Annotated in this window: 22 protein-coding genes and 1 pseudogene; 9 read left to right on the top strand and 14 right to left on the bottom strand. The window is 64.5% G+C overall.

The features are described 5' to 3' along the window. Positions 1 to 53: 53 nt before the first annotated feature. Together MVA47_RS24890 and MVA47_RS24895 are read left to right on the top strand one after the other, a co-directional pair. Positions 54 to 806 (top strand): MFS transporter, encoded by a 753-nt coding sequence (locus MVA47_RS24890; protein WP_247210282.1) that lies wholly within the window; start codon positions 54 to 56, stop codon positions 804 to 806. Then, positions 806 to 1273, top strand: coding sequence for a hypothetical protein (locus MVA47_RS24895; RefSeq protein WP_247210283.1), 468 nt, complete (start codon positions 806 to 808; stop codon positions 1271 to 1273). The genes MVA47_RS24890 and MVA47_RS24895 overlap by 1 nt, the downstream gene beginning before the upstream one ends. Here MVA47_RS24895 and MVA47_RS24900 read toward each other — a convergent pair. From MVA47_RS24900 to MVA47_RS24910, 3 genes are all read right to left on the bottom strand, one after another. Continuing rightward, a complete protein-coding gene (locus MVA47_RS24900) occupies positions 1270 to 2283 on the bottom strand; it encodes an ABC transporter substrate-binding protein (RefSeq protein ID WP_247210284.1) in 1014 nt (337 codons plus the stop codon). The two genes, MVA47_RS24895 and MVA47_RS24900, sit on opposite strands and share 4 nt — an antisense overlap. Before the next feature lie 72 nt (positions 2284 to 2355). After that, positions 2356 to 3000 carry a response regulator transcription factor gene (locus tag MVA47_RS24905; protein ID WP_062797047.1) on the bottom strand — a complete coding sequence of 215 codons (645 nt, stop codon included), beginning with the start codon at positions 2998 to 3000 and terminating at the stop codon, positions 2356 to 2358. Next, positions 2988 to 4238 carry a sensor domain-containing protein gene (locus MVA47_RS24910; protein WP_247210285.1) on the bottom strand — a complete coding sequence of 417 codons (1251 nt, stop codon included), beginning with the start codon at positions 4236 to 4238 and terminating at the stop codon, positions 2988 to 2990. The genes MVA47_RS24905 and MVA47_RS24910 overlap by 13 nt, the downstream gene beginning before the upstream one ends. 268 nt (positions 4239 to 4506) lie before the next feature. On the opposite strand from MVA47_RS24910, the pseudogene MVA47_RS24915 reads away from it, so the two are divergent. From MVA47_RS24915 to MVA47_RS24925, 3 genes and pseudogenes are all read left to right on the top strand, one after another. Beyond that, positions 4507 to 5117 (top strand): annotated as a pseudogene (locus MVA47_RS24915) (ABC transporter ATP-binding protein). Between the two features lie 2 nt (positions 5118 to 5119). Continuing rightward, positions 5120 to 7621, top strand: coding sequence for an ABC transporter permease (locus tag MVA47_RS24920; RefSeq protein ID WP_247210286.1), 2502 nt, complete (start codon positions 5120 to 5122; stop codon positions 7619 to 7621). An 800-nt stretch (positions 7622 to 8421) separates the two neighbouring features. Then, complete coding sequence (locus tag MVA47_RS24925) at positions 8422 to 8829, top strand: YchJ family metal-binding protein (protein WP_247210287.1); 408 nt, start codon at positions 8422 to 8424, stop codon at positions 8827 to 8829. A gap of 13 nt (positions 8830 to 8842) precedes the next feature. Here MVA47_RS24925 and MVA47_RS24930 read toward each other — a convergent pair whose 3' ends face one another. Next, positions 8843 to 9958, bottom strand: a complete 1116-nt coding sequence (locus MVA47_RS24930) for an alpha/beta hydrolase (RefSeq protein WP_247210288.1) — start codon at positions 9956 to 9958, stop codon at positions 8843 to 8845. Between MVA47_RS24930 and MVA47_RS24935 the strand changes: the two genes are divergently transcribed. Further along, complete coding sequence (locus tag MVA47_RS24935) at positions 9957 to 10139, top strand: hypothetical protein (protein ID WP_247210289.1); 183 nt, start codon at positions 9957 to 9959, stop codon at positions 10137 to 10139. The genes MVA47_RS24930 and MVA47_RS24935 overlap by 2 nt on opposite strands. A 4-nt stretch (positions 10140 to 10143) precedes the next feature. On the opposite strand, the gene MVA47_RS24940 is transcribed toward MVA47_RS24935, so the two are convergent. Next, the gene (locus MVA47_RS24940) at positions 10144 to 11028 is read right to left on the bottom strand and encodes an NAD(P)H-binding protein (RefSeq protein ID WP_247210290.1); all 885 of its coding nucleotides are present in this window, start codon (positions 11026 to 11028) and stop codon (positions 10144 to 10146) included. A 431-nt stretch (positions 11029 to 11459) separates the two neighbouring features. Between MVA47_RS24940 and MVA47_RS24945 the strand changes: the two genes are divergently transcribed. Continuing rightward, positions 11460 to 12779: an HNH endonuclease signature motif containing protein gene (locus MVA47_RS24945; RefSeq protein WP_247210291.1), complete on the top strand. Its 1320-nt coding sequence runs from the start codon at positions 11460 to 11462 to the stop codon at positions 12777 to 12779. Between the two features lie 77 nt (positions 12780 to 12856). Here MVA47_RS24945 and MVA47_RS24950 read toward each other — a convergent pair whose 3' ends face one another. Genes MVA47_RS24950 through MVA47_RS24965 form a run of 4 tightly spaced genes read right to left on the bottom strand, consistent with a single transcriptional unit; the run spans position 12857 to position 16555 of the window. Continuing rightward, the gene (locus tag MVA47_RS24950) at positions 12857 to 13774 is read right to left on the bottom strand and encodes a TIGR03854 family LLM class F420-dependent oxidoreductase (protein ID WP_247210292.1); all 918 of its coding nucleotides are present in this window, start codon (positions 13772 to 13774) and stop codon (positions 12857 to 12859) included. Between the two features lie 40 nt (positions 13775 to 13814). Then, positions 13815 to 15128 carry an MSMEG_0569 family flavin-dependent oxidoreductase gene (locus MVA47_RS24955; protein WP_247210293.1) on the bottom strand — a complete coding sequence of 438 codons (1314 nt, stop codon included), beginning with the start codon at positions 15126 to 15128 and terminating at the stop codon, positions 13815 to 13817. After that, positions 15121 to 16020: a carbon-nitrogen hydrolase family protein gene (locus tag MVA47_RS24960; RefSeq protein ID WP_247210294.1), complete on the bottom strand. Its 900-nt coding sequence runs from the start codon at positions 16018 to 16020 to the stop codon at positions 15121 to 15123. Before MVA47_RS24960 ends, MVA47_RS24955 begins: the two co-directional genes overlap by 8 nt. A 10-nt stretch (positions 16021 to 16030) precedes the next feature. Further along, positions 16031 to 16555 (bottom strand): MSMEG_0572/Sll0783 family nitrogen starvation response protein, encoded by a 525-nt coding sequence (locus MVA47_RS24965; RefSeq protein WP_062795209.1) that lies wholly within the window; start codon positions 16553 to 16555, stop codon positions 16031 to 16033. A 313-nt stretch (positions 16556 to 16868) separates the two neighbouring features. Between MVA47_RS24965 and MVA47_RS24970 the strand changes: the two genes are divergently transcribed. Then, a complete protein-coding gene (locus MVA47_RS24970) occupies positions 16869 to 17996 on the top strand; it encodes an NDMA-dependent alcohol dehydrogenase (RefSeq protein WP_247210295.1) in 1128 nt (375 codons plus the stop codon). On the opposite strand, the gene MVA47_RS24975 is transcribed toward MVA47_RS24970, so the two are convergent. From MVA47_RS24975 to MVA47_RS24985, 3 genes are all read right to left on the bottom strand, one after another. Next, the gene (locus MVA47_RS24975; RefSeq protein WP_247210296.1) at positions 17990 to 18943 is read right to left on the bottom strand and encodes an aldo/keto reductase; all 954 of its coding nucleotides are present in this window, start codon (positions 18941 to 18943) and stop codon (positions 17990 to 17992) included. The two genes, MVA47_RS24970 and MVA47_RS24975, sit on opposite strands and share 7 nt — an antisense overlap. Before the next feature lie 14 nt (positions 18944 to 18957). Continuing rightward, positions 18958 to 20826 (bottom strand): gamma-glutamyltransferase, encoded by a 1869-nt coding sequence (ggt, locus tag MVA47_RS24980; RefSeq protein ID WP_247211066.1) that lies wholly within the window; start codon positions 20824 to 20826, stop codon positions 18958 to 18960. A gap of 64 nt (positions 20827 to 20890) precedes the next feature. Then, positions 20891 to 22270 (bottom strand): wax ester/triacylglycerol synthase family O-acyltransferase, encoded by a 1380-nt coding sequence (locus MVA47_RS24985; protein WP_247210297.1) that lies wholly within the window; start codon positions 22268 to 22270, stop codon positions 20891 to 20893. Positions 22271 to 22420: 150 nt separating this feature from the next. Between MVA47_RS24985 and MVA47_RS24990 the strand changes: the two genes are divergently transcribed. After that, positions 22421 to 22849: an SRPBCC family protein gene (locus MVA47_RS24990; protein WP_247210298.1), complete on the top strand. Its 429-nt coding sequence runs from the start codon at positions 22421 to 22423 to the stop codon at positions 22847 to 22849. Between the two features lie 10 nt (positions 22850 to 22859). On the opposite strand, the gene MVA47_RS24995 is transcribed toward MVA47_RS24990, so the two are convergent. Together MVA47_RS24995 and MVA47_RS25000 are read right to left on the bottom strand one after the other, a co-directional pair. Continuing rightward, positions 22860 to 24107, bottom strand: a complete 1248-nt coding sequence (locus MVA47_RS24995) for a lipase family protein (RefSeq protein ID WP_247210299.1) — start codon at positions 24105 to 24107, stop codon at positions 22860 to 22862. A 129-nt stretch (positions 24108 to 24236) separates the two neighbouring features. Beyond that, a complete protein-coding gene (locus MVA47_RS25000; RefSeq protein ID WP_247210300.1) occupies positions 24237 to 24548 on the bottom strand; it encodes a GlsB/YeaQ/YmgE family stress response membrane protein in 312 nt (103 codons plus the stop codon). Positions 24549 to 24674 lie beyond the last annotated feature (126 nt).

The raw sequence follows: 24674 nt of genomic DNA on the forward strand, positions 1-24674 counted from the left end.
GCCTGCGACAGGTTGCTGCTCTGCCGGCTCCCGTGCGTTTGATGTTGGCATCGATGACCTTGTTCAACATCGGCTTTTATCTCGTGGTGCCCTTTCTCGCCGTCCACCTTTCTGAGGGTCTCGGCTTTGCGGCGTGGGTGGTCGGCCTGGTTCTCGGTCTGCGCATGGCTTCCCAGCAGGGGATGTTCTTCGTCGGTGGCAGCCTTGCCGACCGGTTCGGTGTCAGGCGGATCGTCCTCATCGGAATCGCCGCGCGAATCGTCGGGTTCATCGCCGTCGGTTTCGCCGAATCCCTTGTCGGAGTTGTTGGCGGCGTGCTGCTCATCGGGTTGGCGGCCGCCCTGTTCGCACCTGCGGTCGAAGCGGCAAATGCCAGCTATGGTGCGCTGCTCGAGCGACAGAACATCATGCGCCGCACCGAATTGTTCGGCCTCGAACAGATGTGCAGCCGCACCGGAACCGTTCTTGGCCCGCTCCTGGGCGCAGCTTTGCTCGGCGTTCCATTCGCGTGGACCACCTGCTCGGCCGCGGTGCTCTTCGCCGGGTTGTGGATTGCGTTCTTTCGGTGGTTCCCCGCGACCGTGACAACGTCGGCAATGCAGCCGGGATCGGTCGCCCCAGCCGACCGCCGGATCTGGGCGGTGTGGCGGTCAGTGTTGTCGCACAAGGTGTTTCTTGCCTACGCCGCACTGTGCGCGGCGCAGCTGTCGGCGTACAGCCTGTTGTATCTGATGCTGCCCGCTGAACTCGAGTGCATCGCCGGGAACCAGAGCGCATTGGGATGGTTCTATGCGGCGCTGCGTTGATGGTCATCCTGTGGCAACGACCGGTGGTTCGGCTTGTCCATCGCATCGGCCATCGCGAGGCGGTGATCGGTGGACTCTCGGTGATGGCCGTGTCGTTCCTCGTGCCTGCCGCCGCAGACGGGCTCACCCACAAGACCGCATGGCAATACGCCGCGGTCGCCGGATGGGTCGCACTGCTCCACATCGGCCAGATGCTGATGGTGCCCCCGATGCGCGACACCGTCGCAGCCCTTGCGGGCGAACACAATCTGGGCGCGCACTTCGGAATGCTCAACAGTATCGCCGGACTCGGGTGCCTGATCGCCTCCGTCGGAGTCGGAGGCCTGTACGACCTGACATCAGAGGCCGACCTCGCGACGGCGCTGGTGTGGTGCGCCGTGACGGCGGCGGTGGCCGGCGCTGTCGGCGGCCTCATGCTGTGGTACCGGCGTCACCCTGACGCCGGACCGGTAGCGATTGCCGTCTAGCTCCAGATCGGCGCCTCGTTGATCTGGTCGACGAAGGCGTCGAGAACAAACGGGATTGTCAGCGGGTTCGGCATCGACACTGCATCGGAGACAATCGGATCCAGCTTGACGAGCCCACCCGAGCGCACCACATCCAGTCCCATGAACAGCGGCGATGCCTCCATCTGAACCCTTGCCCGTTCCCAGTTGTCGAACAACAGCAGGTCACACTCGAGCAACGAGACGTTCTCCGCGGAGATGTCGACATAGAGATTGTCACCGAACTTGTCGGCGATCCCGACGGGTGGCACAAACCCCAATCCCGTCAGCAATTGGGCACGCGCGGACGAAGGGCTGTACGCACGAAGGTTGCCATCGGCCCACCGAGCGACCACGGTGGCGGTGCGGCCGACGAACTGCGGATTCTGTTCGCGCCGTTCGACGATGAGGTTCTCGGTGTCCTCGACAGCCTGCGCGGCAGCCCCGGGCAGCCCGACGGCGGCGCCGATCCGGTTGGTGACGTCTTGCCACGGCAACACCCAGTCGGTCTGATCGGCCGCATGCAACACCGTCGGAGCTATACCGGACAACTGCCCGTAGGTCGATGCGTCGATCGCATTGTTCACTGCCACAATGAGATCGGGTTGCGCAGCTGCCACTGCGGAGATACTGAAATCAGAGGTCGCGTTCTCCAACGCTTCGGGATCTGCGCCGGCCACGCGAGGCTCGGCCCACCGCCCGATTCCGTCATCGGTGGATCCGGTCCACACCGGGACCAACACAGGAATGACACCCAGCGACAAGAGCACGTCCGCGTCGCCGATTCCGACCACCGCGATGCGTTTGGGTGCTTGTTCGATGGTCGTCGAGCCGTGAACGTGGTCGATCGTCACCGGGAATGCGCCGGGCTCGGCGGACACGGCGACGTCCGAATCGGTTGAACCGCTGCTCGACGAACATCCGGCAGCCACAACGCCTGCTGCCGCGGTCAAGGTCAACGTCAACATCTGCCGACGATTCATCACATACATCACAAAGCCACCTTCTCCAGCCAGATAAGTATGGTCACCCTAACTTATCGACCGACTATCCGGTCAACGTCTCTATGACCGCAGGTGGGCCAGCACCGCGAGCACTCGGCGATGTCCGGTGTCAGAGGTGGTCAGTCCGAGCTTGGCAAAGATGTTGCCGATGTGTTTGCTCACGGCGGTGTCGCTGACCACCAGCTTGCGAGCGATGTCGGCGTTTCCGAGGCCTTCGGCCATCAACCGCAACACCTCCGATTCGCGAGGTGTGAGCGATCGGATCGGGTCGTCGGCTCGGCGACGGCTCATCAACTGCGACACCACTTCCGGGTCCATCACCGTTCCGCCCGCGACCACGCGTTCGAGCGCGTCGACGAACTCTTCGACTTTGCCAACCCGTTCCTTGAGCAGGTAGCCCACCCCCGATGCACTGCCCGCCAGCAGTTCGCCGGCGTATCTGTCCTCGACGTAGGCGGACAGGACCAGCACGGGGAAGTTGGGGACCCGGCGGCGTGCCTCGATGGCCGCCTTTAATCCCTCATTGGTGAACGTCGGCGGCATGCGGACGTCGAGCACTGCGCCGTCGGGCGGGTCCGCGTCGAACGACTCGAGGAACTGCTCGGCATCTGCGACCGCGGCGGTCACCTCGATACCGACGCTACGCAGCAGCAGCGCGAGCCCCTCCCGCAGCAGGGAGTCGTCCTCGGCGATCAAAATCCGCATGGGAGCTCCACTTCGAGTTCTGTCGGCCCGCCTGCAGGGCTGTTCAACGTCATCGTTCCCTCGAATGCTGCCACCCGGCGGCGGATTCCCGACAGCCCACTGCCCGCGGTCTCCTCGGCCCCGCCGCGGCCGTCATCGACAACAGTGATGACCATCGTGTTCCCGTTGTCGTCGCCGCGAGTGCTGATGGTCAGGTGCACGGTCTCGGCGCCGCTGTGCTTGGCCACGTTGGTCAGCGCTTCGGCCACCACGAAGTAGGCGGCAGCTTCCACAGCGGCTGGTGCACGCAGCAGGTTCCGCACATCCAGGACGCAGGTGATGGAGGAGCGCCCGGCAAGAGCTGCGACTGCTCCTTCGAGGCCTAGCTCGTCGAGGATCGGCGGATAGATGTCGTGCACCAGGGTCCGCAGTTCCGACAGGGCATCGGATGCGGCGTCTTGCGCCCGAAGAAGCTGCGGCAGAGCTTGTTCGGGGTCGACACGCAGTGAACGTTCGGCCAGACCGAGCATCATCACCACCGCGACCAAGCGATTCTGGGCACCGTCGTGCAGATCGCGTTCGATGCGCCGCAATTCGGCGGCGTGTGCATCGAGCGCTGCGGCCCGACTTTCGGTCAGCGCCGTAACCCGTTGCGTCAGTTCGGTTTCACGCCTGGGTGCAAGGAGTTTGGTGGCCATGCCCGCGATTGCACGTGCCAGCGCAGGGATCAGCCACCACGCGATCACCGCGTAGGCGAGCGCGATGAACGGCATGGTTGCGGCCAAGGGCCACGACGTGACCAGATAGATGTTCCCCACCGGCTCGTCGGCGGGCATCGCCCACCAGTACGCCGGTATCAACATCGAGTTGATGGCCGCCAGCGGCAGCACCACGGCAACGAACCCCGCGACGAGCGCAGCAAACGCATGGCCGGTGACCCACGCCACGTCGCGGCGAAACGGCGATGACCACAACATGGTTCGTAGGTCGCTGAATCCGAGGCGATCCTCCATCGGAGGGTATCGCTCCGGAATCACGACGCCGGTGTAACGCCCGGTGCGACGACGCGCCTCGCCGGCCCAGAATCGCAGCACCCGCACGTAACCGGGCACCAGCAGCCATCCGACGAAGAGGATCAGCAACGGTGCGATGATCAGTGCGCCGAACACGAACACGAACGACACCAGTGCCGCGGCGCCTTCGACCATCAAGAAGCGACATGCCCGCCACCACTTCGCGGCCTGTTCGCTTCGACTCATCGCTCCAGGATGCCGTAATCATCGCGCGAAAACGGTATAGCGGGCTACACCATTGGTTGGGTGGCCAGCGGGATGGTCCGGTGGCTCGCCGATTCATAGCGTTGCTGACATGACTTCAACAGCACCCGTTCAACCCCTGAGATCCTTGTCGCCGACACCCGCGCTGCGCCTGGACAACGTCACCAAATCCTATTCGTCAGGCCGTGGCCAGATCACCGCACTGGACTCCGTCAGTCTCGCGTTGCCGCCGCAGGGATTCACCGCGATCATGGGCCCCTCCGGCTCGGGCAAGAGCACGTTCCTGCACTGTGCTGCCGGACTCGACCAACCCACCAGCGGCTCGATCTGGCTGGGAGACAACGAGATCAGCGCCCTCAAGCAAAAGGCACGCACCACATTCCGACGCGACCACATCGGCTTCGTGTTCCAGGCCTACAACCTGCTGTCGTCGCTGACCGTGGAGCAGAACGTCACATTGCCGCTCCTGCTGGCGGCCGAACCGCCGATCACGCGCGCGTGGAGCACGCGCTGGCGTCGGTGGGGCTCGCGAAGATGAGCCGACGTCGTCCCGCCGAACTCTCCGGCGGGCAGCAACAGCGGGTCGCCATCGCGCGTGCGCTCATCACCCGGCCGCGCGTCATCTTCGCCGACGAACCCACCGGAGCGCTCGACAGCCGGACCGGTCATCAAATCCTCGGGCTCTTGCGCGGTGCGTCGACCGAACTTGGACAGACGGTGGTGATGGTCACCCACGATCCGATCGCGGCGGCGCAAGCCGACCGCGTCTTGTTCCTCGCCGACGGCCGCCTGGCCGGCCACCTCGAAGGACCGACCGCCGAGACCATCGCTCGGTCACTCACCGACCTCGGGCAGTGGTGATGATGCAACGTTCACGCATCGGCAGCATCGCTGCCGCGAACCTGAGAGAACATCGCAACAGCTTCACGGCCGTATTCGTCACGGTCTTCTCCGCCGCCCTCTTGGTGTGCGCACTCGGAGTGCTGTTCGAGTCCGGGATTCGCGGAGGCGTCACACCACACCGCCTTTCCGGCGCCGACGTGGTGGTCGGGGCTCCGCAATCGCTCGATATCACCGAGGACGTCGACCAGCCCTACATCGAACGCGCGCGGCTTCCCGAGTCGACGGTCGCCGAACTCTCGGCGCTACCCGACGTCCGGTCGGCGGTCGGCGACATCAGCGCTCCCCTGACCGACGACAGCGGGCGCGCGTTCGATGCGCACGGATGGTCGTCGGCGGTTCTCGCGCCGTACAGCATCACAGCCGGCCACCCACCGGCCGGGCCGGACGAGGTGGTGATGACGGGTACAGCTGACCTGGGCCAGAAGGTGACGCTGCGTCACGGCGGAGTCGCCCACGCGTACACCGTTGTCGGTGTGGCCGGCACATCCAAGTCCGAACCCGGTGGCCGCCCGGCGACGGTGTTCCTGGACGACGTTCGGATGCAACAACTCTGGCCGCATACCGGCACGGTGGCGGCGATCGGTCTGATCGCACAGGACGGGGTGGACGCCGAGACGCTCGCCTCCCGAGTTCGTGATCACCTGCCCGGAGTGGAGGTGGACACCTACACCGGTCCGGCACGTGCGGACGCCGAGTACGTCGACATCGGCGCGGCGCGCGGCGAGCTGGTGGCGCTCAGCTCGGCACTTGCCGGGGTGGCCTTGATGATCGCTGTGTTCGTCGTGTCGAGCACGCTGTCGTTGTCGGTCCAGCAGCGCCGCCACGACTTCGCGCTGCTACGGGCGACCGGCGCCACACCGCGTCAGATACACAAACTGATCGGCGCCGAGACGTGGGCCATCGCCTGTGTGGCGGCACTTCTGGGAGTGGCACCCGGTTATCTGCTGGCCGGTGTCCTGCGGGGCCGATTCGCCGACGCCGGCATCGTGCCGCCGGACTTCGCACTTGCCTACGGACCGGTCCCGGCTCTTGTCGCAGTCGCCGCCGCGGTCGCGACCGCCCGGCTCGCAGCGGCTGTCTCCGCTCGACGACCGGCTCGCCTCGATCCCATCGATGCGCTGCGCGAGTCAGCGGTCGAGCCGGAGAAGCTGAGCCGGACCCGGTTGATCCTCGGACTGTCGGTCGGGGTGAGCGGGCTGGTGACGGCAACCCTGCCCGCCTTCATCCCTGGACCTGCGGCGATGGCCGGTGCCGGGGGGTCTGCGGTGCTCCTCGTCATCGCTCTCGCCCTTCTGGGTCCGGCCCTCGTCTCGGGCGCCATGCGCGTGGTCTCCGGCCCGATGCTTCGCACCGGTTCGGCCGGGCCGGTGTTGGCGGCCGCCAACCTCAACGCCCATGGACGCCGCCTTGCCGCGGCGATCACACCGCTGGCGTTGGCGATCGCGATCGGGGCGGTGCAACTGTTCAGCCAGAGCACGGTGACCGCAGCAGCCGAACACCAATCCGAGAGTGGCACCAGCGCCGATCTCGTCGTGACCGGCCCCGGCGGCATCAGCCCCCAACTCGCCGCGACGATCGCGTCGATGGATGCGGTGGCCGCGGTCAATCCGATCACCCGCACCAAGGCCCTGTTCACCACGGACAGTTCCGAGGCCCCGACCACCGAGGCGTATCCCGTGCAAGGCATCGACGCCGCGGGCGCCACTGCCACGATGGATCTCGATGTCCGGGAAGGCGACCTTCAGCAGCTCGCCGACGGCTCGGTGGCGCTGAGCCGCGACGCGTCGTCGGCGATGAGCGCCGATGTCGGGGACACCGTCACGCTGCGGATGGGCGATGGCGCTGTGATCACCCCACGGGTTGTCGCCACCTACAACCGTGGTCTCGGCTTCGGCGATGTGACCCTCCCGGCAGCGCAGGTACGAGAGCACACGACAACCGGACTGGTCGACCAGGTGTTGGTGTCGGCGGCACCGGGACGGGTCGACGAGGCGCAGCGGGCCATCGAAGCCGCTGGGGGCATGGCGGTGATGAGGAGCGACGGATTCGCCGAGGCCATCCGGCAGGATCAGCGGGCGCAGGACTCGGTGAACGTCGTGGCGCTCGCGGTGTTGCTGGGATTCCTCGGCATCGCGGTGGTCAACACCCTGGTGCTGATGACCTCGGCTCGGCGCCGCGAGTTCGCATTGCTGCAACTGCTCGGTGCGGGTCCGCGGCAGGTGCGCGGCATGATCCGTCTGGAGTCCCTGATCGCGGTGGCGGTCGCGGCAATCGCGGGCACGGTGATCGCCTACCCACCTCTGGCCGGCATCGCGATCGCAGTGTCGGGCGTGCCGTTCCCCGTCTTCTCGCCATCGGCCTTCGGGGTCGTCGTCGGCGCCACGACCGTGCTGGGCTTCGCCGCCATCACTCTGACGGCCCGCCGGGCGATACGTCTCGAACGCCAGGTCAGAGGCCTTTAGCTCGTGTCACGATCGATAACAATGGGTTAAAACAATGTGCACAACAGGTGACACGGGGGCCGCCGACAAGGGACAAACTGGCGACGTTCGCATTACCACGAACTTCGGACGGCGCGACTTATGTTGCGGGAGAATGTTATTAGATTCTCATGCTCATTCGAGAGCGTTGACGGCCAACGGCTGCCCTCGTCGTGCGGTGGCTCGTAGAAGCTGCCACAATGTCATCCGGGTTCACACTCTAGAACTGCAGCGGTGTAATCCGACCGTGGTCAACCCGTCCACGGTCCAACTGAACACGAAAGGAAAGTCATGACCTCGACTTTCGAACTTGCATTGCTTGACGTCTTCCAGTTCCTCATCGACAACGCTGATTTCCTCGGCGGCCTCGCAGGCTGATTCGGTTCTCGTAACCGACGCTTGCTCCGATCCGCGTCCGCGGGTTCCACCCGTCAGGGCCGGATCGAACGGTTTGCATCATGCCCCGCTCTGCACAGAGCGGGGCATGATTGCCTCTGGGGGTCAAGACCTTGTCGATTCTGAACTGACCGCCCCGCGGCATCCGCGGTCGCCGAGCTCAGATGGTCGTGGGCACGAGAATCTGACGATGCCATCGGTCCATGGGGTGGTGAACGTGGTTTCACCACCGCAGTCAGGTCGTGGACCGACGACCCCCATCGCACCGTCTGGGTTGCGCACACACCGAACCAGGCCGTCGGGATGGTGTGCCTGACTGGCTTTTCCTTCACGCCGGTGGTAATGCCGCGAACCGGACAGTCGCATCCGTCGCCTAATCTGACCCGGTGACCCGTCCTCCATCCGGCCTTCGGCGTTGTCCGTGTACCAGTGGACTGATCTGGGACGACTGCTGCGGACCTCTGGTGTCCCGGGACCGTAAGCCGCCGACCGCCGAGGCGCTGATGCGTTCTCGGTTCAGTGCGTTCGCCGTGGGTGACGCGGACTTCCTGTTGTACAGCTGGCATCCCCGTACCCGGCCCGACGTGGTGAACCTCGACGCCGCGATGCGGTGGTACCGACTCGACATCGAGTCCACATTGCACGGGTCGCTGTTCGATTCCGTTGGCGAGGTGGAGTTCACCGCGTTCTACCGGATCAAGGGTTCAAGCTCGGGGACGTTGCACGAACGCAGCCGGTTCGAGAAACACGAAGGTCGCTGGGTGTACGTCGACGGTGTGGTCGCGCCCGACTGACCACCTGATCGCGTCAGTGGGTCTGTTCGGCGTCGTGGTCGGGGGAGACGTGTCGTCCGGCCAGGTCGTGCAGTGCGACGAACACGCGCTTGGATGCCTCGGCCCACGGCATGAGGATCGGGAACACGTGGAACATGCCGCGCTCTTCCATCGCGTGCACCTTGACCCCGGCTTTGTCCAAGCCGCCGGCGAACTTCCTGATCCCGTCGCGAAACATCTCGTCGCCGCCCCAGCACACGAAGGTCGGTGGAAACCACTCCGGATCTGCCATGGCGTACACCGCAGACACACGCTCGTCGTTCGGCTGGACGCCCTGCAGGTACGGGGTCACCGGAATGTTCCAGGGCAGGATGTCGTACTGGGCGTTGTCGGTGATCGACGGGTGATCGAGCTCGAGATCGATCTCCGGGGAGAACAGGGCCAACGCGGCCGGGACGGGCAGTGATTGGGCATGGAGATACGAGATGAGGGATGTCGCGAGGCCGCCACCACCGGAGTCACCGGCGACCACGAGATGCTCCGGGTCGACTCCGCGGTCGAGGAGACCTTGGAAGACGTCTGCCGCGTCGTGCACACCGGCGGGGAACGGGAACTCCGGTGCCATCCGGTAGTCGGCGATGAACACCTCATAACCAGTGGTCTTCACCAGTGATGCGGCGAATGCGGCGTACATGATCGGGGACGTGCCGATGTATCCACCGCCGTGCAGGTAGAGGATCGTGGCGCCGATCGTCTGCTTGTCGTCGGAATTGTCCACGTAGGCATCCGAACTGGCCTTTGCACGACACCAGATGCCGTCGACTCCGCCGATCGTGTCGTTTGTGATCTCGACGCTGTCGGTGAGTTCGATGAACGGCGGCATGACGACGCGGCAGATGTCGTCGAGGATCTTCTCCATCGACCTGAACTCCTCGATGGGCAGCCCCATCGAGTAACCCATGAACGATCGGACGACCTGCCGGGTGACCGACTGCCCCAGGTTGTCCAGCAGTCCGCCGGGTCCCTGCCACGGACGTCGAAAGGGCACTCTGGCAAGGCCGTTCAGCAAGCTCTCCGCCAGCCCGACGACAGTCAGGGCAGTAACCGGCATGGACGCCGTCTGGACCTCGGGCCGGTCAGCCATCACCATGACGCCCATCCTAAGGCCGGCCGGGGATCGGGGCCGAAGTCGGCCGAGACCTCAGTTCATCGAGCATGCGGACAACCTCCTCATTCTCGACGGGTCGGATGGCGTATTGATCGATGTCATCACCCCCATTCCGCCCGCCGACGATTTCGTGGACGAGTTCGCCGCGGCCGAGGCGGAGTGACCCATCACCCGTCCACCGCGATCAAGGCCGGCCGCAGTACTGAATATGCCCACGACTCCAGCGTGGTCGGGGTGGTGCTGATGACGTCGCGAGAGTTCTCGGGCGAGAAGTTGCCACGGAAGCCGCGCAACATGCCGACAACCCCGTCCACCTGGGCGGCCGTCATCCCGAAACCCGCGAGTTGCTGTGCCACAACATCATCCGATACCCGCTGGGCGACGATCTCGCGGCCCGACGCGGCGGAGAGAATGTCTGCAACCTCGCTGAACGACAAGTCGGCCGGACCCAGGACGCCTTGCGTGTGGCGCCCCGCCCAATCAACCGACAGGAGTCGAGCGACAGCCACCTCGCCGACATCTCGGGGGTCGACAAACGAAATCCGTTCGTCGAGAGGCAGCGTGGTGACGAGAAACCCACTCCGGAGGCTCTCCAGATCCATCAACAGGTTCGTGAAGAAGTACCCACATCGCAAGTGAGTGACAGCAGCGCCGGTGCTGTCGAGGCGGTCCTCGGTCTTCCCCAGCCCGTCGATCTCACCGAAACCATGCCTTGCCTCTGCCCCGACGCTGCTCTGGAACACCACGCGCTCGATGCCGCATTCCACGACGGCGCGGGCGGCGCTGGCACCCATGCGGTCATATCCCGCAACCGGGTCATCGTCGTCGGTCGGTGGATCGATCCAGTAGAGAGCCCGCGCCCCTGAGCAGGCCCGCGCGACCGCGGGGGCGTCGCCGAGGTCCACCTCGACGATGTCCGCCTTTGTACGTACCGTGGCCGGGACTTTCGCGGCCTCCCGCACCAGCAATCTCGGACGCACCCCAGCCTGGATGAGCAGTTGCGTCACCCGCGACCCGACCCGACCGGTTGCGGTCGTCACCACGATCGTCATGACGTCACCTTCCTTCTACACTCGCGTGTCGACATGATGCAACACAGCACCGACAAAACAGGTTCTCCAGCAAATAGGTAGCAGGCTGGGCGTTGACAGACGGTTCGAATGTTTGCTTCTGCCAATGTCTTCCGACGAAGCGTTTGGCCGGTGTGGGCCGCACGGGCACGATTTGAGAGGGCCACCGGACAATCGATCCGCCCGACCGATGAGCGCGGAGGCGTCCGCAGCGGCTTTCCGGCCACAAGTGGCGAGGCCCCCTCGACGCCTTGATGCCGCACGGTCAGGCACCGCTGGCCCGGCATGATGTCAGACCCGGTCGTTAAACTGAATGGTTCGGTGAAGTCCATTCCCTCAAAGACGTTGAGCTGCAACAGAATAAATTCATTCGAACACTTGTGCGAAAGGTTTGTTTGTTCTATCGTTGCGTCATGGATATCGGGGGAATCCGCACAGCGCTGGCTGTGGTCGCGCAGGGGTCACCACCTGAGGCCGATGATGAGTTGGCTGAACACGTGGTGGCGTTGATCAAGACTCGCCATCTCGTCGATCACGTCTTGTCGGTCTGGGTAGGCGCACTGGACCGGCGGGGCGTGGCCAAGAGATCCGGCGAGTCGTCTACCGCTTCGTTGCTGATGGCCGGCGGGCTGGCGCCGGGGTGCGCGCACCGGATGGTGCGGGTCGGCCGGGCGTTGGTGTCGTTGCCCCGGGTGGCCGATCACGCTGCGGACGGTGATTTCTCAGGCGAACAGGTCGATGCGATCGTGCGGGGTATCGCACATGTTGAACGTGCTGTGGCGCAGTTGCCTGGCCCTGCGCGTGAAGCCTGCGTGGGTCGTCTGTTGGGGCAGGCGTGGTCGGGTGCCACGCCTGCCGAGATCGGGGAACGAGCCCGGGGAGACGCGTTCGCCCTGGCTGTTGATTCCGGTGGCGTGCCGGTGGCGGAGAACACCGAGCTGAACACTCTGTCGCTAGGCAAGAGTCCCGATGGTCGGATGCGCGGCAGGTTCGATGTCGATGCGATCCTCGGCGAGAAGCTCATGACGGGCCTCGACCCCCTGGCTCGGCCGATTCCGGGCGAGGATGGCACACCTGACCATCGATCGACGGCGCAACGGATGGCGGAGGGGCTCGAGCGGTTGATCGATGCGTACCTGCAGACCGAAAATCGGCCCACGGTGGGTGGGGTGCGTCCTCATCTGACGATGACCGTCGATGCCCGAGAGTTGGCTGGGGAAGGTGCAGCGCCACCTGATCCGGCCGCGCCGACCGACGAGTACACCCGGTTCCTCGACGACAAGGGGTTTCGGTCCGCGTTCCGGTTGCAGTGGATGGGTCCGGTCAGTGGCCAAGCGGCGCGGATGCTGGCCTGCGATGCGACGTTGACGTCGATGATCTTGAACGGTGAGCGGGTACCGCTTGATGTCGGCCGAGAGCATCGTACGGTCACCCCGGCAATCCGTAAGGCGTTGCTGGCGCGCGACTGCGGGTGCGCGTTCCCCGGCTGCGGTCGGCCCGCCGGATGGACCGACGCCCACCACATCGAGCACTGGTCAGCCGGTGGGAGCACCAGCCTCAGCAACACCGTCCTACTGTGCCGCCACCATCACCGGATGATCCACCACCACGGATGGTCCGTCGCCATAGGCAACGACGGACATCCCTGGTTCACGCCGCCCAAAAGCGTTGACCGCGAGCAAAATCCGATTCCTGCACATCACCGGACCTCCAACACGCCGGCAGCAGCCTAGAACGCTCTCCTACACCGTCACCAAGTGACCTGGATCTGCTCTTTGACAACTCCATAGTGTGAAGGCGAGTTGGGTGCTCAGGTTTGCAAGGGCAGCAGTTCGTCGACCATCTGGTCGAGGAACTCGCCGATCGACTCGACGGGCACCACCGGGCGCACCACGAACTTGGTGATACCGGCGTCGACGAAACGGCCGAGTTCGGAACGGGCCTCGTCCCAGCCCCGGCACACCAGCCGCTGCGGGTCTGCGAGGTCCTTTCGCCGACGTGCAACAACGGAGATCACGGTGTCGACGGCGGTGTCGTCGGAACCCTGCGGTGCGACGATGAGATTCGTGCCGTAGTGATCGGGCTCCACCTCCCGGCCGGCTTCTGAGGCAGCGGCTTCGATCTGCCGTCGGCAGTCGGCGGCCTCATCGGGAGTGACGAAGCTGCCCAGCCACCCGTCGGCCAGTCGCCCGATCCGGTTCATGCTGACCGGGAGGCGCCCGCCGAGCCACAAGTCGAGTGGTTTTGCTGGGCGCGGCCCCACAGTTGCCTCGTCAAGGTGAAAGAAGCTGCCTTCGAAGGTTACTGACGGTTCGGTGAGCAACGCTCTCACCACGGAGAGCGCCTCCTCGAAGACCGCGCCGCGTTGACCGGCAGGTACGGGGTACATCGTCCGGTCGGACACCGTCGCCGGTTGAACGCCGAACGCCGGGAGAACCCGGCCCGGAGCGGTCGCTGCGAGGCCGGCCAACTGCGCGGCGACCAGCGCAGGGTTGCGGCCGGGCAGGACCAGCACCCCGGTGCCGAGTTTCAACTTCTCGGTCCGGCCCGCGGCGTAGGCCAATCCGATCAGCGGATCGACGTGGTGTGCAGATGAGGCTTGATCCGACAGCCACAGCGAGTCGATGCCACGTCGTTCGGACTCGTCGATGAGCTCCGCCAGGGCGGGACCTGCTGCGAGCGACCGATCCGTGGACGAGACAACTCCGACTCCGATGCGAACCTTCATCCGTCAACGGTCGCACACTGCCGCGGGCACAAGGCAACGGTCAGGGCGTGGTGGCGAGTGTTGCCCCGTCGGTTACCGGCCGGCTGCCGTTCGTGTCGGGACGGGTCCGGTCGATGATCGCGGCGGCGACATGCGCCGCATCTCGGTCGATCCCGTGGAATCGACCCGAACCCCACGTGTACATCCAGGGCAATCCGATGAACGAGAGCCCGGGAACGGCGGTGATCCCCCGCGTCTGCATCGGGCGACCGGCACCGTCGAACACGCTGGCCTCGATCCACCGGTAGTCGGGCCGGTAGCCGATCGCCCAGATGATGCTGGTGACACCCGCCTCGGTCAGATCGAGCGAGGTGGGCTCGGAGTCCGGTTCCCAGACCGGTTCGTACCGAGTGGCCGGCGGTGCGTCGATGCCCTCGCGTTCGATGTGCCGATCGATGTCCTGGCAGATCGAGTTGTATACGGCGTCAGCCGAATCGAGCGATGCACGAAGGGTCGGCGCGAACTCGAGCCTTGCGTCTTTGCCGTTCTCCAGCAGCCCGTACAACTTCATCCCCTGCGACGCGAACTCGCGCAGGTCGATGTCGCGGCCACCATCGCGCCCGGTGACGTAGTGATTGGTCTTCTCGCGCGCCGCCTGGCCGCCGGGATACTCCTGCACACCGATGTCGTAGACGCCCATCTCGGCGAGCCATGTCATGCAATCCCGGCCTCGGTAGAAGCGCGCAACGCGGGGCGCTTTGCCCATCGCCAGGTGCACCCGACGCCCGGCCAGGTGCAGGTCTTCCGCGATCTGCGCACCGGATTGGCCGGTGCCGACAACCAGTACGGCGCCGCCGGGAAGTTGCTCCGGATTGCGGTATTGCTCCGAATGGAGCTGCACCACAGCGGGGTCCAGAGAAGGGGCATACGGCGGCACCACCGGCACGGGGTAGCCGCCGGTTGCGACCACCACGTCGTCACACGTCACCGTCTCCGTCTCCGATCCGGCCTCCGACAACAGGGTCAGCTCGAAACCGCCGCTGTGGGCCTGACGAAGCCGGGTCACGCGGGTGTTGGTGCGCAGCGGAGGAGCGAAGGTGTCGAGCCAGCCGTTCAGCCACTCGACCACCTCGTCACGCTTCATGAAGCCATCGGGATCCGTACCCGCATATGGGTAACCCGGAAGTCGGCAGTGCCAGTTGGGTGTCACAAGCGTGAAGTTGTCCCAGCGGGTGTCGGACCACGCATGCACGGGGGTCTCGGCCTCGACGACGAGGTGCTCGATGGCCTGGCGCCCCAGATACCAGCTGACCGACAGACCGGCCTGCCCGCCGCCGACGATCACCACCGGAATGTGTCTTGCCGCCTCAGGCATGTGCCAACTCCCGCCAGGTCGCGGTGCGGGCTTCGTCGAGTTCGGTCACCCGGGAGTACACGTCTGGTCGGCGATCACGGAGATGGAACATACCGCCCCGCATCTGCTCGAACGCGGCCGTGATGTCCACTTCGGCCACCGCCATACCGCTGCCGAGCAGAGTGGTCGCCAGGATGTTCCCGCCGGGGTCGACAACCTTGGCGTTACCCACGTAATCAAGCGACCCGAACGTGCCCGACTGGTTGGACGCCACCCAGAACACCTGGTTGTCCAGGGCTCGAGCGATGTCGAATTGGTTGAACCGGTAGGTCCACCGGTCCTCCTGCAGGTTGTCGGCGCGGGCGGTACGGGCGGCCGGCCAGGCAGACAGACTAGCGATGATCTCGGCACCGTCGAGCGCCATCACGCGTGCGGCTTCAGGAAATGCCTTGTCGTAACAGATCTGCAGCCCGATGCGGCCTACGGGCGTCTCGAAAACGGGATACACGTCTCCGGCGGAGTACGACATGTTCTCGCCGAGTGGCTGATGCACCTTGCGGTAGGTGCCGTAGATCTGACCACCGTCGAGCAGCGCCGCGGCGTTGTACCTCGTTTCCCCGTCGTCTGCCAGCTCGCAGAAGCCGATCGCCACCACGAGGTCGCCGACGATGCTCTGCACCTTCTGCAGTTCGGGCCCATTCACCGAGATGGCCGGCGGCAGTGACCGATTGGTGTTCTTGACGGTGTCGCCGTGATTGCCCAACGACGACAGGTAGCCACCGAGCGCCGCCTCGGGCAGGGCCAAGAAATCGACGCCTTGCTGCCTCGCCTCGTCGGCAAGCGTGGCGATCAGGGCGTAGTTCTGGTCCAGATCACGGGTGAAGTTTGCGGAAACGCCTGCGAGGATGGTCATTTCGACGTCCTCAGACCATGTACGTGGAGTTGATGATGGCACCCTTACGGGCGTAATGAATCAACGCATCCTGCACATCAAGCGGATGAGCCGGAATCACACCCTCGATCAAATCCTCCTCACGACCACCATGCAACGCCAACCCGAACCGACAGCAATACACCGTCCCACCCTCACCGATGAACGTCCCCAACGAATCATTGATGTTCTGCTCCCCCGGAAAACCCGAATCACCCGTCGTCGGAAAACCACGCGTGGCCAGGCAATTGATCGCACCCGGACCATAAAAATACAACGCCGACTCAAACCCCTTACGCAACGCCCGCGTCGCCTGCAACACCGCCACAAAACTCACCGACGACTCATGAGCAATCCCATGAACCAACGTGAAATACGACTCCCCACCCTCAGCCTGATAATCCGGAAACAACTTCGTCCCCCCATAAATGTTGCTGCCCTTCGGCAACGACGGATGCGGGATCTCAGCCAACGACTTCTTGATATTCTCGGCAATCAACTGATCGATATCGGACATGATGTCTCCTGACATGGTGCGATCAAAGGCAGTGCGGGACTTGGGTTTCACAAGGCGCGCGGCACGTCGATGTGCTGCGTTCGGCCTTGGACCAAGTACAGGCCCGATCCGTTTCGGGATGGTCACGCCGGGACTAACAGGTTGTTTCGTGGTGCTCTCAGCCCGGCCGGGCATGAATCTGACCACAGGCGTTTCCGGTTCTGACGGATTCGCGGCACTCACCTTGATTCATCAGTAAGGTGGCATAGGTCACAGTAAGTGCATGGTCAGGGACTGGGTCACAGTGCCAGGCCGCGAGCAGAGAGTCACCGCGATGAAAACGAAGGCCGCAATCCTGACCGAGTTGAACACCGACTGGAAGATCGATGAGATCGATCTCGGTGACCCGGTCGCCGGAGAGGTCCAGGTACGCCTGGCCGCATCCGGGCTCTGCCACTCCGACGCCCACGTCGTCGACGGGTCCAGTCCGATCCCGATCCTTCCGGTCCTCGGCGGCCACGAGGGCGCCGGCGTCATCACCAAGGTCGGGCCGGGTGTGTCCGGCCTCGAAGAGGGTGACCACGTCGTGCTCGCGTTCATCCCCGCCTGCGGCACGTGTCCGTCGTGCGCCAAGGGTCTGCAGAACATCTGCGACCTCGGTGCCGGACTGCTCACCGGCCAGGCGATCTCCGACGGCACGTTCCGTGTCACCAAGGACGGCGCTCCTGTGGTCCAGATGTGCCTGCTCGGCACCTTTGCCCCCTACGTCACGGTTCATCAGGCGTCGGTCGTGAAGATCGAGAAGGACATCCCCCTCGACAAGGCAGCATTGCTCGGTTGTGGTGTCTCCACGGGCTGGGGATCAGCAGTCGACATCGGCAACACCCGGCCCGGTGACACCGTGGTGGTCGCCGGTATCGGCGGCGTGGGTATCAACTCGGTCCAGGGTGCCGCCCACGCGGGCGCGCGGTTCGTCGTGGCGATCGACCCGGTGGAGGACAAACGGAAGACCGCGCTGGACTTCGGCGCCACCCACACCTACGCGTCGATGGAAGAAGCCGCCGCCGACATCGCCGACCTCACCTGGGGCGCCATGGCCAACACGGTCATCCTCACGATGGGTGTGGTCAAGGGCGAGTACGTCCAGCAGGGTCTGTCCCTCACCGGCAAGGGCGGCCAGGTCATCGTCACCGCGATGGGACCGTACGACCAGGTCGCCACCGACCTCAACCTGTTCGAACTCACCCTGTTGCAGAAGCGGGTGCAGGGCGCGATCTTCGGTGGTGTCGGTCCTCGCACGCAGATCCCGAAGCTGCTCAACCTCTACCGCAGCGGTGCCCTCAAGCTCGACGAGCTGGTGACCAGAACTTACAAGCTCGAGGACATCAACCAGGGCTACCGCGACATGGCCGAGGGCAAGAACCTCCGCGGCGTCATCATCTACGGCGACGACGACTACTGACCGGCAGGAACCTTCGCCGACACATCGTCGAGTCGGGCCAGTTCGTCGGTGGTCAGCGTCAGGTCGACAGACCCGAGCAGAGCTTCGAGCTGCTCGGGTGACCTGGCGCTGACGATCGGGGCGACCACTGTCGGCTGCTGGCGGGTCCATGCCAGCGCAACGGTCGCGATCTGCACGCCGCGAGATCGGGCGATGCGATCGAGCTCATCGACCACCGCCAACCCTTCGGGATTGAAATACCGTTCCACGATCTTGCTGCGTGCGACACCTGCGACATCTCCCGCGGTGCGGTATTTGCCGGTGAGGAACCCGCTCGCCAATGCCCAGTACGGGAATACTCCGAGGTCGAACTTCTCGGCAAGTGGACGCAGTTCGTCCTCGAAAGGCTGGCGCGCCACCAGGCTGTAATGAGGCTGCAGGGCAACCGGTTTGGCGAACCGGTTGGCCTCGGCGACGTCGATCCACTCCTGGATCCGCACGGCTGAATAGTTCGAGATACCGACGTGGCGCACCTTTCCCGCCTTCACCAAAGCGTCGAAAGCACCCAGGGTGTCGGCCAGCGGCACATCCGGGTCGTCGTAGTGCGCGTAGTACAGATCGATGTGGTCGGTCTTCAGGCGCCGCAGAGATGCCTCGGCCGCACGCGCGATGTTGTCGGGTGCCAGGCCCAGGAACTCGGGGTGACGGCTCACCTTGGTGGCCAGGACGATGTCGTCGCGCCGGCCACGTTTGGTGAACCATTCGCCGAGAATCGTCTCCGACTCTCCACCGACGTTTCCAGGCGCCGACGCCATGTAGCTGTCGGAGGTGTCGATGAAGTTGCCGCCGGCGGACACGAACGCGTCGAGCACCGCGAACGACTCGGCCGCGTCACTGGTCCAGCCGAAGGTGTTGCCACCGAGGTTGAGCGGGTAGACATCCAGGTCAGAACTTCCGATACGTGACATGCGATGTTCAACCGTCAGTCGCCGAGGACGATTCCCTCACGTCGGGGATCCGCGCCTCCCGACCATCCCGTCTCCGTCCGCAGGAGTGCACTCAGGCCGCTGGACTGATCGGCGAGTTCGACGGTGTGACCCAGGTTCTGTAACCCCGTCACCAGGGGGTCGTCGGGCCCCGAGATGTTCGGGTGCTCCCCACCCACATTGGTCTTCGGGGAGTTCGCGGCTCCGAAGTCGACCATCGAGACCGCCTGCTGGGGATCCATCCCCCAATCGATGAGTCCCACCAGGGTTTTCACGACGAACTGGATGATCACCGAGCCGCCGGGGGAACCGACCACCATCTTCAGCTGCCCGAGACCGTTGTCGGCGGCCTCGAAGACCAGCGTCGGGGCCATGGAACTGCGTGGTCGTTTGCCTGGCTCGACCCGGTTGGCCAGTGGCGCGCCCTGAGGGTCGGTGGGTACGGCAGAGAAGTCGGTCATCTGGTTGTTCAGCAGAAAGCCATCGACCATGTGGAACGACCCGAACGACGACTCGACGGTTGTTGTCATCGACGCCGCGTCGCCCTCGGAGTCGACGACAGAGATGTGGCTGGTGCCGTGTTCCACTCCGGCGAACCAGCCCATCGGGCCGGTGTCGAACGTCCCGGCTGTTGCCGTACCCATCGAGCGGTCGGGATTGATCAGTGCGGCCCGGCCTTTGAGATAGGTGGGGTCGAGCAACGCCTCGGAGCTGCCACCGGGCAACGGCACGAAGTCGGAGTCGGCGACGTACTTGTCCCGGTCTGCGTAGGCAAGCCGCTCCGCCTCGGAGATCAGGTGCACACCGTTGACCGAAGGCTTTCCGCCATTGAGATCAAGAGCGGTCGGCGGATACTGATCCATCGGGAAGTTCGACAAGACGCCGAGCGTCGAGGCCACCGCGATCCCACCGGACGACGGGGTGGGCATGCCGCAGACCTGGTTGTCCCGATACGGCACGCAGATCGGCTCGCGCACCTTTGCCTCGTAGTTCGCCAGGTCGGTGACCGTCATCTGCGACGGCGTCATCCCGTTCGCCGTCGACCCCGCTTCGGCGACGATCGCTTGCGCGATGTCGCCACTGTAGAACGCCTCCGCACCGTCGGATGCGATGGCACCCAACGTTTTCGAGTACGCCGGGTTCGTGAGCCTCTCCCCCGCAGGCTTGGGCGAACCATCTGGCTGCAGGAAGTAGCTTCTGGCCTCTGGATCTGCACCGAGATCCGGGGCCGAATCGTCGATCGCCGCTGCCAGTCGCGGGCTGATGGAGAACCCGGCGTCGGCAAGGGCGACAGCCGGTTCGAACAGTTTGCGCCACTCGGCATTTCCGTGCTCGGACTGCATCGTCTCGAGCATGCGCAGGACGCCGGGCACACCGATGGACCGGCCACTCGCGCGCGCGTCGGGTACGGGCTCGGTCCGATTGACGTCATCGATCCAGCGCAGGTAGTTCTCGGTTGCCGCGGCCGGGGCCACCTCGCGGCCGTCGAACGCCTGCACCGACCGGTCGTCTACGTCGTAGTACAACGCGAACGCACCTCCGCCGATCCCGGAGCTCTGCGGTTCGACCAGGCCCAACACCATTTGCGCGGCGACCAGGGCATCGGCGGCGTCGCCACCGTCTGCCAGTACCTCACAAGCAGCCTGGGTCGCCAGCGGATTGGCGGTGGCCGCCGCGAACGAAGTGGTCTGCACGGCAGTCATGTCCGAGCGATATCCCGTCGCGACCTCAGGATTCGTCGACAAGTTCTCGGTGGTGTCGGGGGTTGCCGCCGTCGCAACAGGTGCGGCCGAGCCACCGTTCGGGCCCGACGGGAGCGCGCACACGTCTGATGCCGCCTCGTCGTTCGAGCACGACACCACCATCGACATCCCGATGATCGCGGCCGCACCGACACACATCAGGCGCAGGCGGGTGCGCCGAACCCGTTCAGCCACCGAGCTTCTCCAGTTCGGTCAGCGCGTTCTCGAGATGGACCAGCAGTCTCTGTAGGTGGGGAATGGAACTGCGAGCTCCGATCAGTCCGAAGTTCACCTTCCCTGCCGTCATGGTGACGGTGATGTTCAGGGCCTGCCCGTCCAACGCGATCGATACCGGATACACCCCGTCCAGACGGGCCCCGTTCCAGTACAACCGCCGCGACGACCCCGGCACGTTGGAGATGACGATGTTGAACGGCGGTGGTGTGTAACGGACGAAGCCGGGAACGGTGGAGAACAACAGCGGCGCCATGGTCACACCACCAAACCCCAGCGCCTGCATCGGCGTCAGGTCCTTGATCATCCGTTTGCCCTGACGCGTCGATCCCGTCACCACGGCCAGCCGACGTGCCGGATCGGCCTCGTTGGTGCCGAGGTTGCAGAGCATCGTGGTGACGGCGTTGCCTTCCGAGTAGTCCGCACCGGCCTCGCGCATCGACACCGGAACCATCGCGATCAGGGGCGCGCTCGGCAGCGCGTTCCGGTCGAGGAGGTACGACCGCAAGGCGCCCGCACACATCGCGATGATGACGTCGTTGGTGGAGATCTCGAGAATCTTTGCCACCGAACGTATCCGGGTCTTCGGCCACTGCTGGGCAGCAAATCGTCGGGCCCCTCCGATCGGCACGTTCAGCATCGTCTTGGGTGCACCGGTCGGCAACACCAGGTTCGGATCGCGCAGACCGTGCATGCCGATCCGCAGACCCGCCGGGGCCAGACTCGCGATGTCACCGGCGAGCTTCACGCCGTCGGACACCAGATGCAGTGGGTTCAGCCCGCCGCGGGATCCGCCGTCCTTCTTCGGCCGACGGAACAGGGCCGGGTCCCACGGCACTTTGCAGTCACGGGCCTCGGGATCAGGACTCAGTGCTCGTTCAAGTAGGCGTAGTGCCGAAACCCCGTCGACGAGAGAGTGATGCACCTTGGTGTAGAGGGCGAGCCGACCATCGGCGAGCCCTTCGATGACGTGGACCTCCCACATCGGCCGATGGCGGTCCATCAGCCCGCCGTGTTGTGCAGACACATATTTGAGCAGTTCACGGATACGGCCGGGACGCGGCAGCACCGCACGTCTCACGTGGTAGTCGAAGTCGAGCTCTTTGTCATGAGTCCACCGCAGGGTGCCCATCACGTTCACGGGCGAAGCGGGTCGTTTGCGGAACAGCCGCGCCACATCGGTCTGCTTGCAGAAGGTTTCGTAGACGAACTCGCCGAAATCCTCGGCCTCTCCGTCTGGCGGTACAAACAGCTGCAGTCCGCCGACATGCATCGGATGCTCACGCGTTTCGGCCAGCAGGAACATCGATTCGGTGATCGGCATCAAAGGCATCAGCAGCCCCCTTCTCGCGCACAGCGCTAGCGGCGGTGGCCCCCTTCTCGAGACACGTCAGAAGTATGCCGCGTCTCGCGTTCTTGCATCGCCAAACGAACTTACCCATATCCGATGTCACATAGCCGATGGATCCGTTACGGTTTTCTCATGGCAGTTAGCGGAAGCAAGAGCATTGACATCGACGCGACACCGGCACAAATTCTGGATGCGATCGCCGACGTGGAATCGATGCCGTCCTGGTCATCGATCCACAAGAGCGTGGAGGTCATCGACCGGCATCCCGACGGGCGGCCCAAGCGGGTCAAGATGAAGGCGTCGCTCCTCGGCATCTCCGACGACCAGGTCCTCGACTACACCTGGTCGGACACAGGAGTCACGTGGGATCTCGTCGAGAGTTCGCAGCAGAAGGCACAGCACGCCGAATACCGGCTGACCGAGACCGACAAGGGCACCCACGTCGAGTTCGAGATGATGCTCGACCCGAAGGCGCCGGTCCCCGGCTTCATCATCAAGCGTGGTCAGAAGACAATTCTCGAAATGGCCACCAAGGGATTGCGCGACCAGGTCAAGAGCTGAGGGACATCGGTCAAAGGCGGCGGGAGAGAAGCGCTTTCGCCGCCGCCCTACCGACGCCGAGGAATCCGGACAGCGACGCTATCCGGAAAGCAGTCGACCACACCGTACTGCGGGCCGACTCCGGAAGTGGCGCGTTGTCGAACCGATCCGACAACCAGTCGAGCACCACGGGTGCTGACAGCACCATCAACGAAAGGTGTTCACTGAGGCGGTCGCGCACGTAGGTGACGTGCGCTCCGCCCTTTTCGTACCGCTCAACCTGGCCGTCGATGTCCTCCACGGCGATGATCTGGTCGTGCACGGGATGCAATACCAGCAGCGGACAGTCCGGGATGCGGTCACCGAGTCTGATGTCGTCGAACAGTTCGAGGAGTTCGGGTTTGCCTAGCACATCGGCGAGCGGAATCTTGGTGTAGTTGTCGAAATCGTCCTTGGCAAAACGGATCACGGCTTCCACCGTCGACATCGACTCGATCATGTCCAGCCGGTTGCGGCCCTCGTCGTCGACGTGGGCCTCGATCACCTGCTCCAGGCCCGGGTAGACGTGTCGCAGACCGGCGACCACAAGAGCGGGCAGACCTGCGTACAAGGTGCTGTTGAGACGGATGTACGTCTCACCGGGATCTCCGACGGGCGCACCGAGTGCTGCACCGACGATGTTGATCTCCGGCGCGTACTCCGGCGCCATCTCCGCGACCCACGATGACGCCATGCCGCCGCCCGAATATCCCCACACCCCAACAGGTGTCGACGCGTCCAGACCCAGCGGAGCAAACGTCATCGCGGCACGAACGCCGTCGAGTACGCGATAACCGGGTTCCCGAGGGGCGCCGAAGTAGCCGTTCATCCCCTCGTGATCGGCGATGCTCACGGCCCAACCACGTTGCAGCGCATTGGCGATGATGAACATCTCGAAGGGCGGAACACTCCCTGGCGACCACGCGCCCTGCTGGAAGACATAAGACGGAAAACACTTCGCCGACACCGCATCGATGGCGCACTGGTACGCAAGCAACGGCCGGGGTTCGGCCGGGTCCGCCTCGGCCGGCAACAGCACCGTCGTCACCGCGACCTCGGCGTTCCGGTGCAGATCGCTGCTCCGGTAGAGCAACTGCCATGCCTTGGCTTTCTGCGGGATGATCCCGAGCAACGCCAACCGGATCTCCCGACTTCGAAGCAGCGTGCCTTCGGGGAGGGCATCGAGCCGGCCGGTGGCACATAGAACGGGTCGTCCCCGGGTAGGGATGGCCTGCTCCACCGTGACGGTATCGGCGCTGTCGCCTCGGGGGTCCAATCGTCGTCGATCAGGAGTTGTGTCATCGGGATCCTTGGTGAGAAAACAAACCGGCGCGGACCGTGTGGCCCGCGCCGGGTAGAAGTGTGCCCTCTAACGGCGTTTGGTGACTGCCTTGACGATCGCGAGCAGGATAACTGCTCCGAGCAGTGCCGTCAGGAAGGTGAAGAACCAACCACCGCTGGCCGTGTCGAAGGCGAAGCTGAGCAGGAAGCCACCGAGGAACGCGCCGAGCACGCCAACCACGATGTTGAGCAAAATGCCCATCTGCTTGTCGGTGCCCATGAACTTGCTGGCAATCCAACCGGCGAGGCCGCCGATGATGATGTAGCCGATGATGCCCACCGATGTGGTGGTGGTGGAGCGTTCCGCCAGGATTTCAACAGCCGCAGCAGTAGTACTCACAGTAATTTCCTATCGTCGGTTGTCTTTGCCGACCGCAGCAGAGCGGCCAGACGCTCAGTAAAGGTTCCCAATGTGGAACTTTGCAAACGTACAGATTTTGATGCTTCAGCGTTTCAACCCTCCCCC

It is taken from the genome of Williamsia sp. DF01-3 (assembly GCF_023051145.1).
Taxonomy (GTDB): Bacteria; Actinomycetota; Actinomycetes; order Mycobacteriales; family Mycobacteriaceae; genus Williamsia.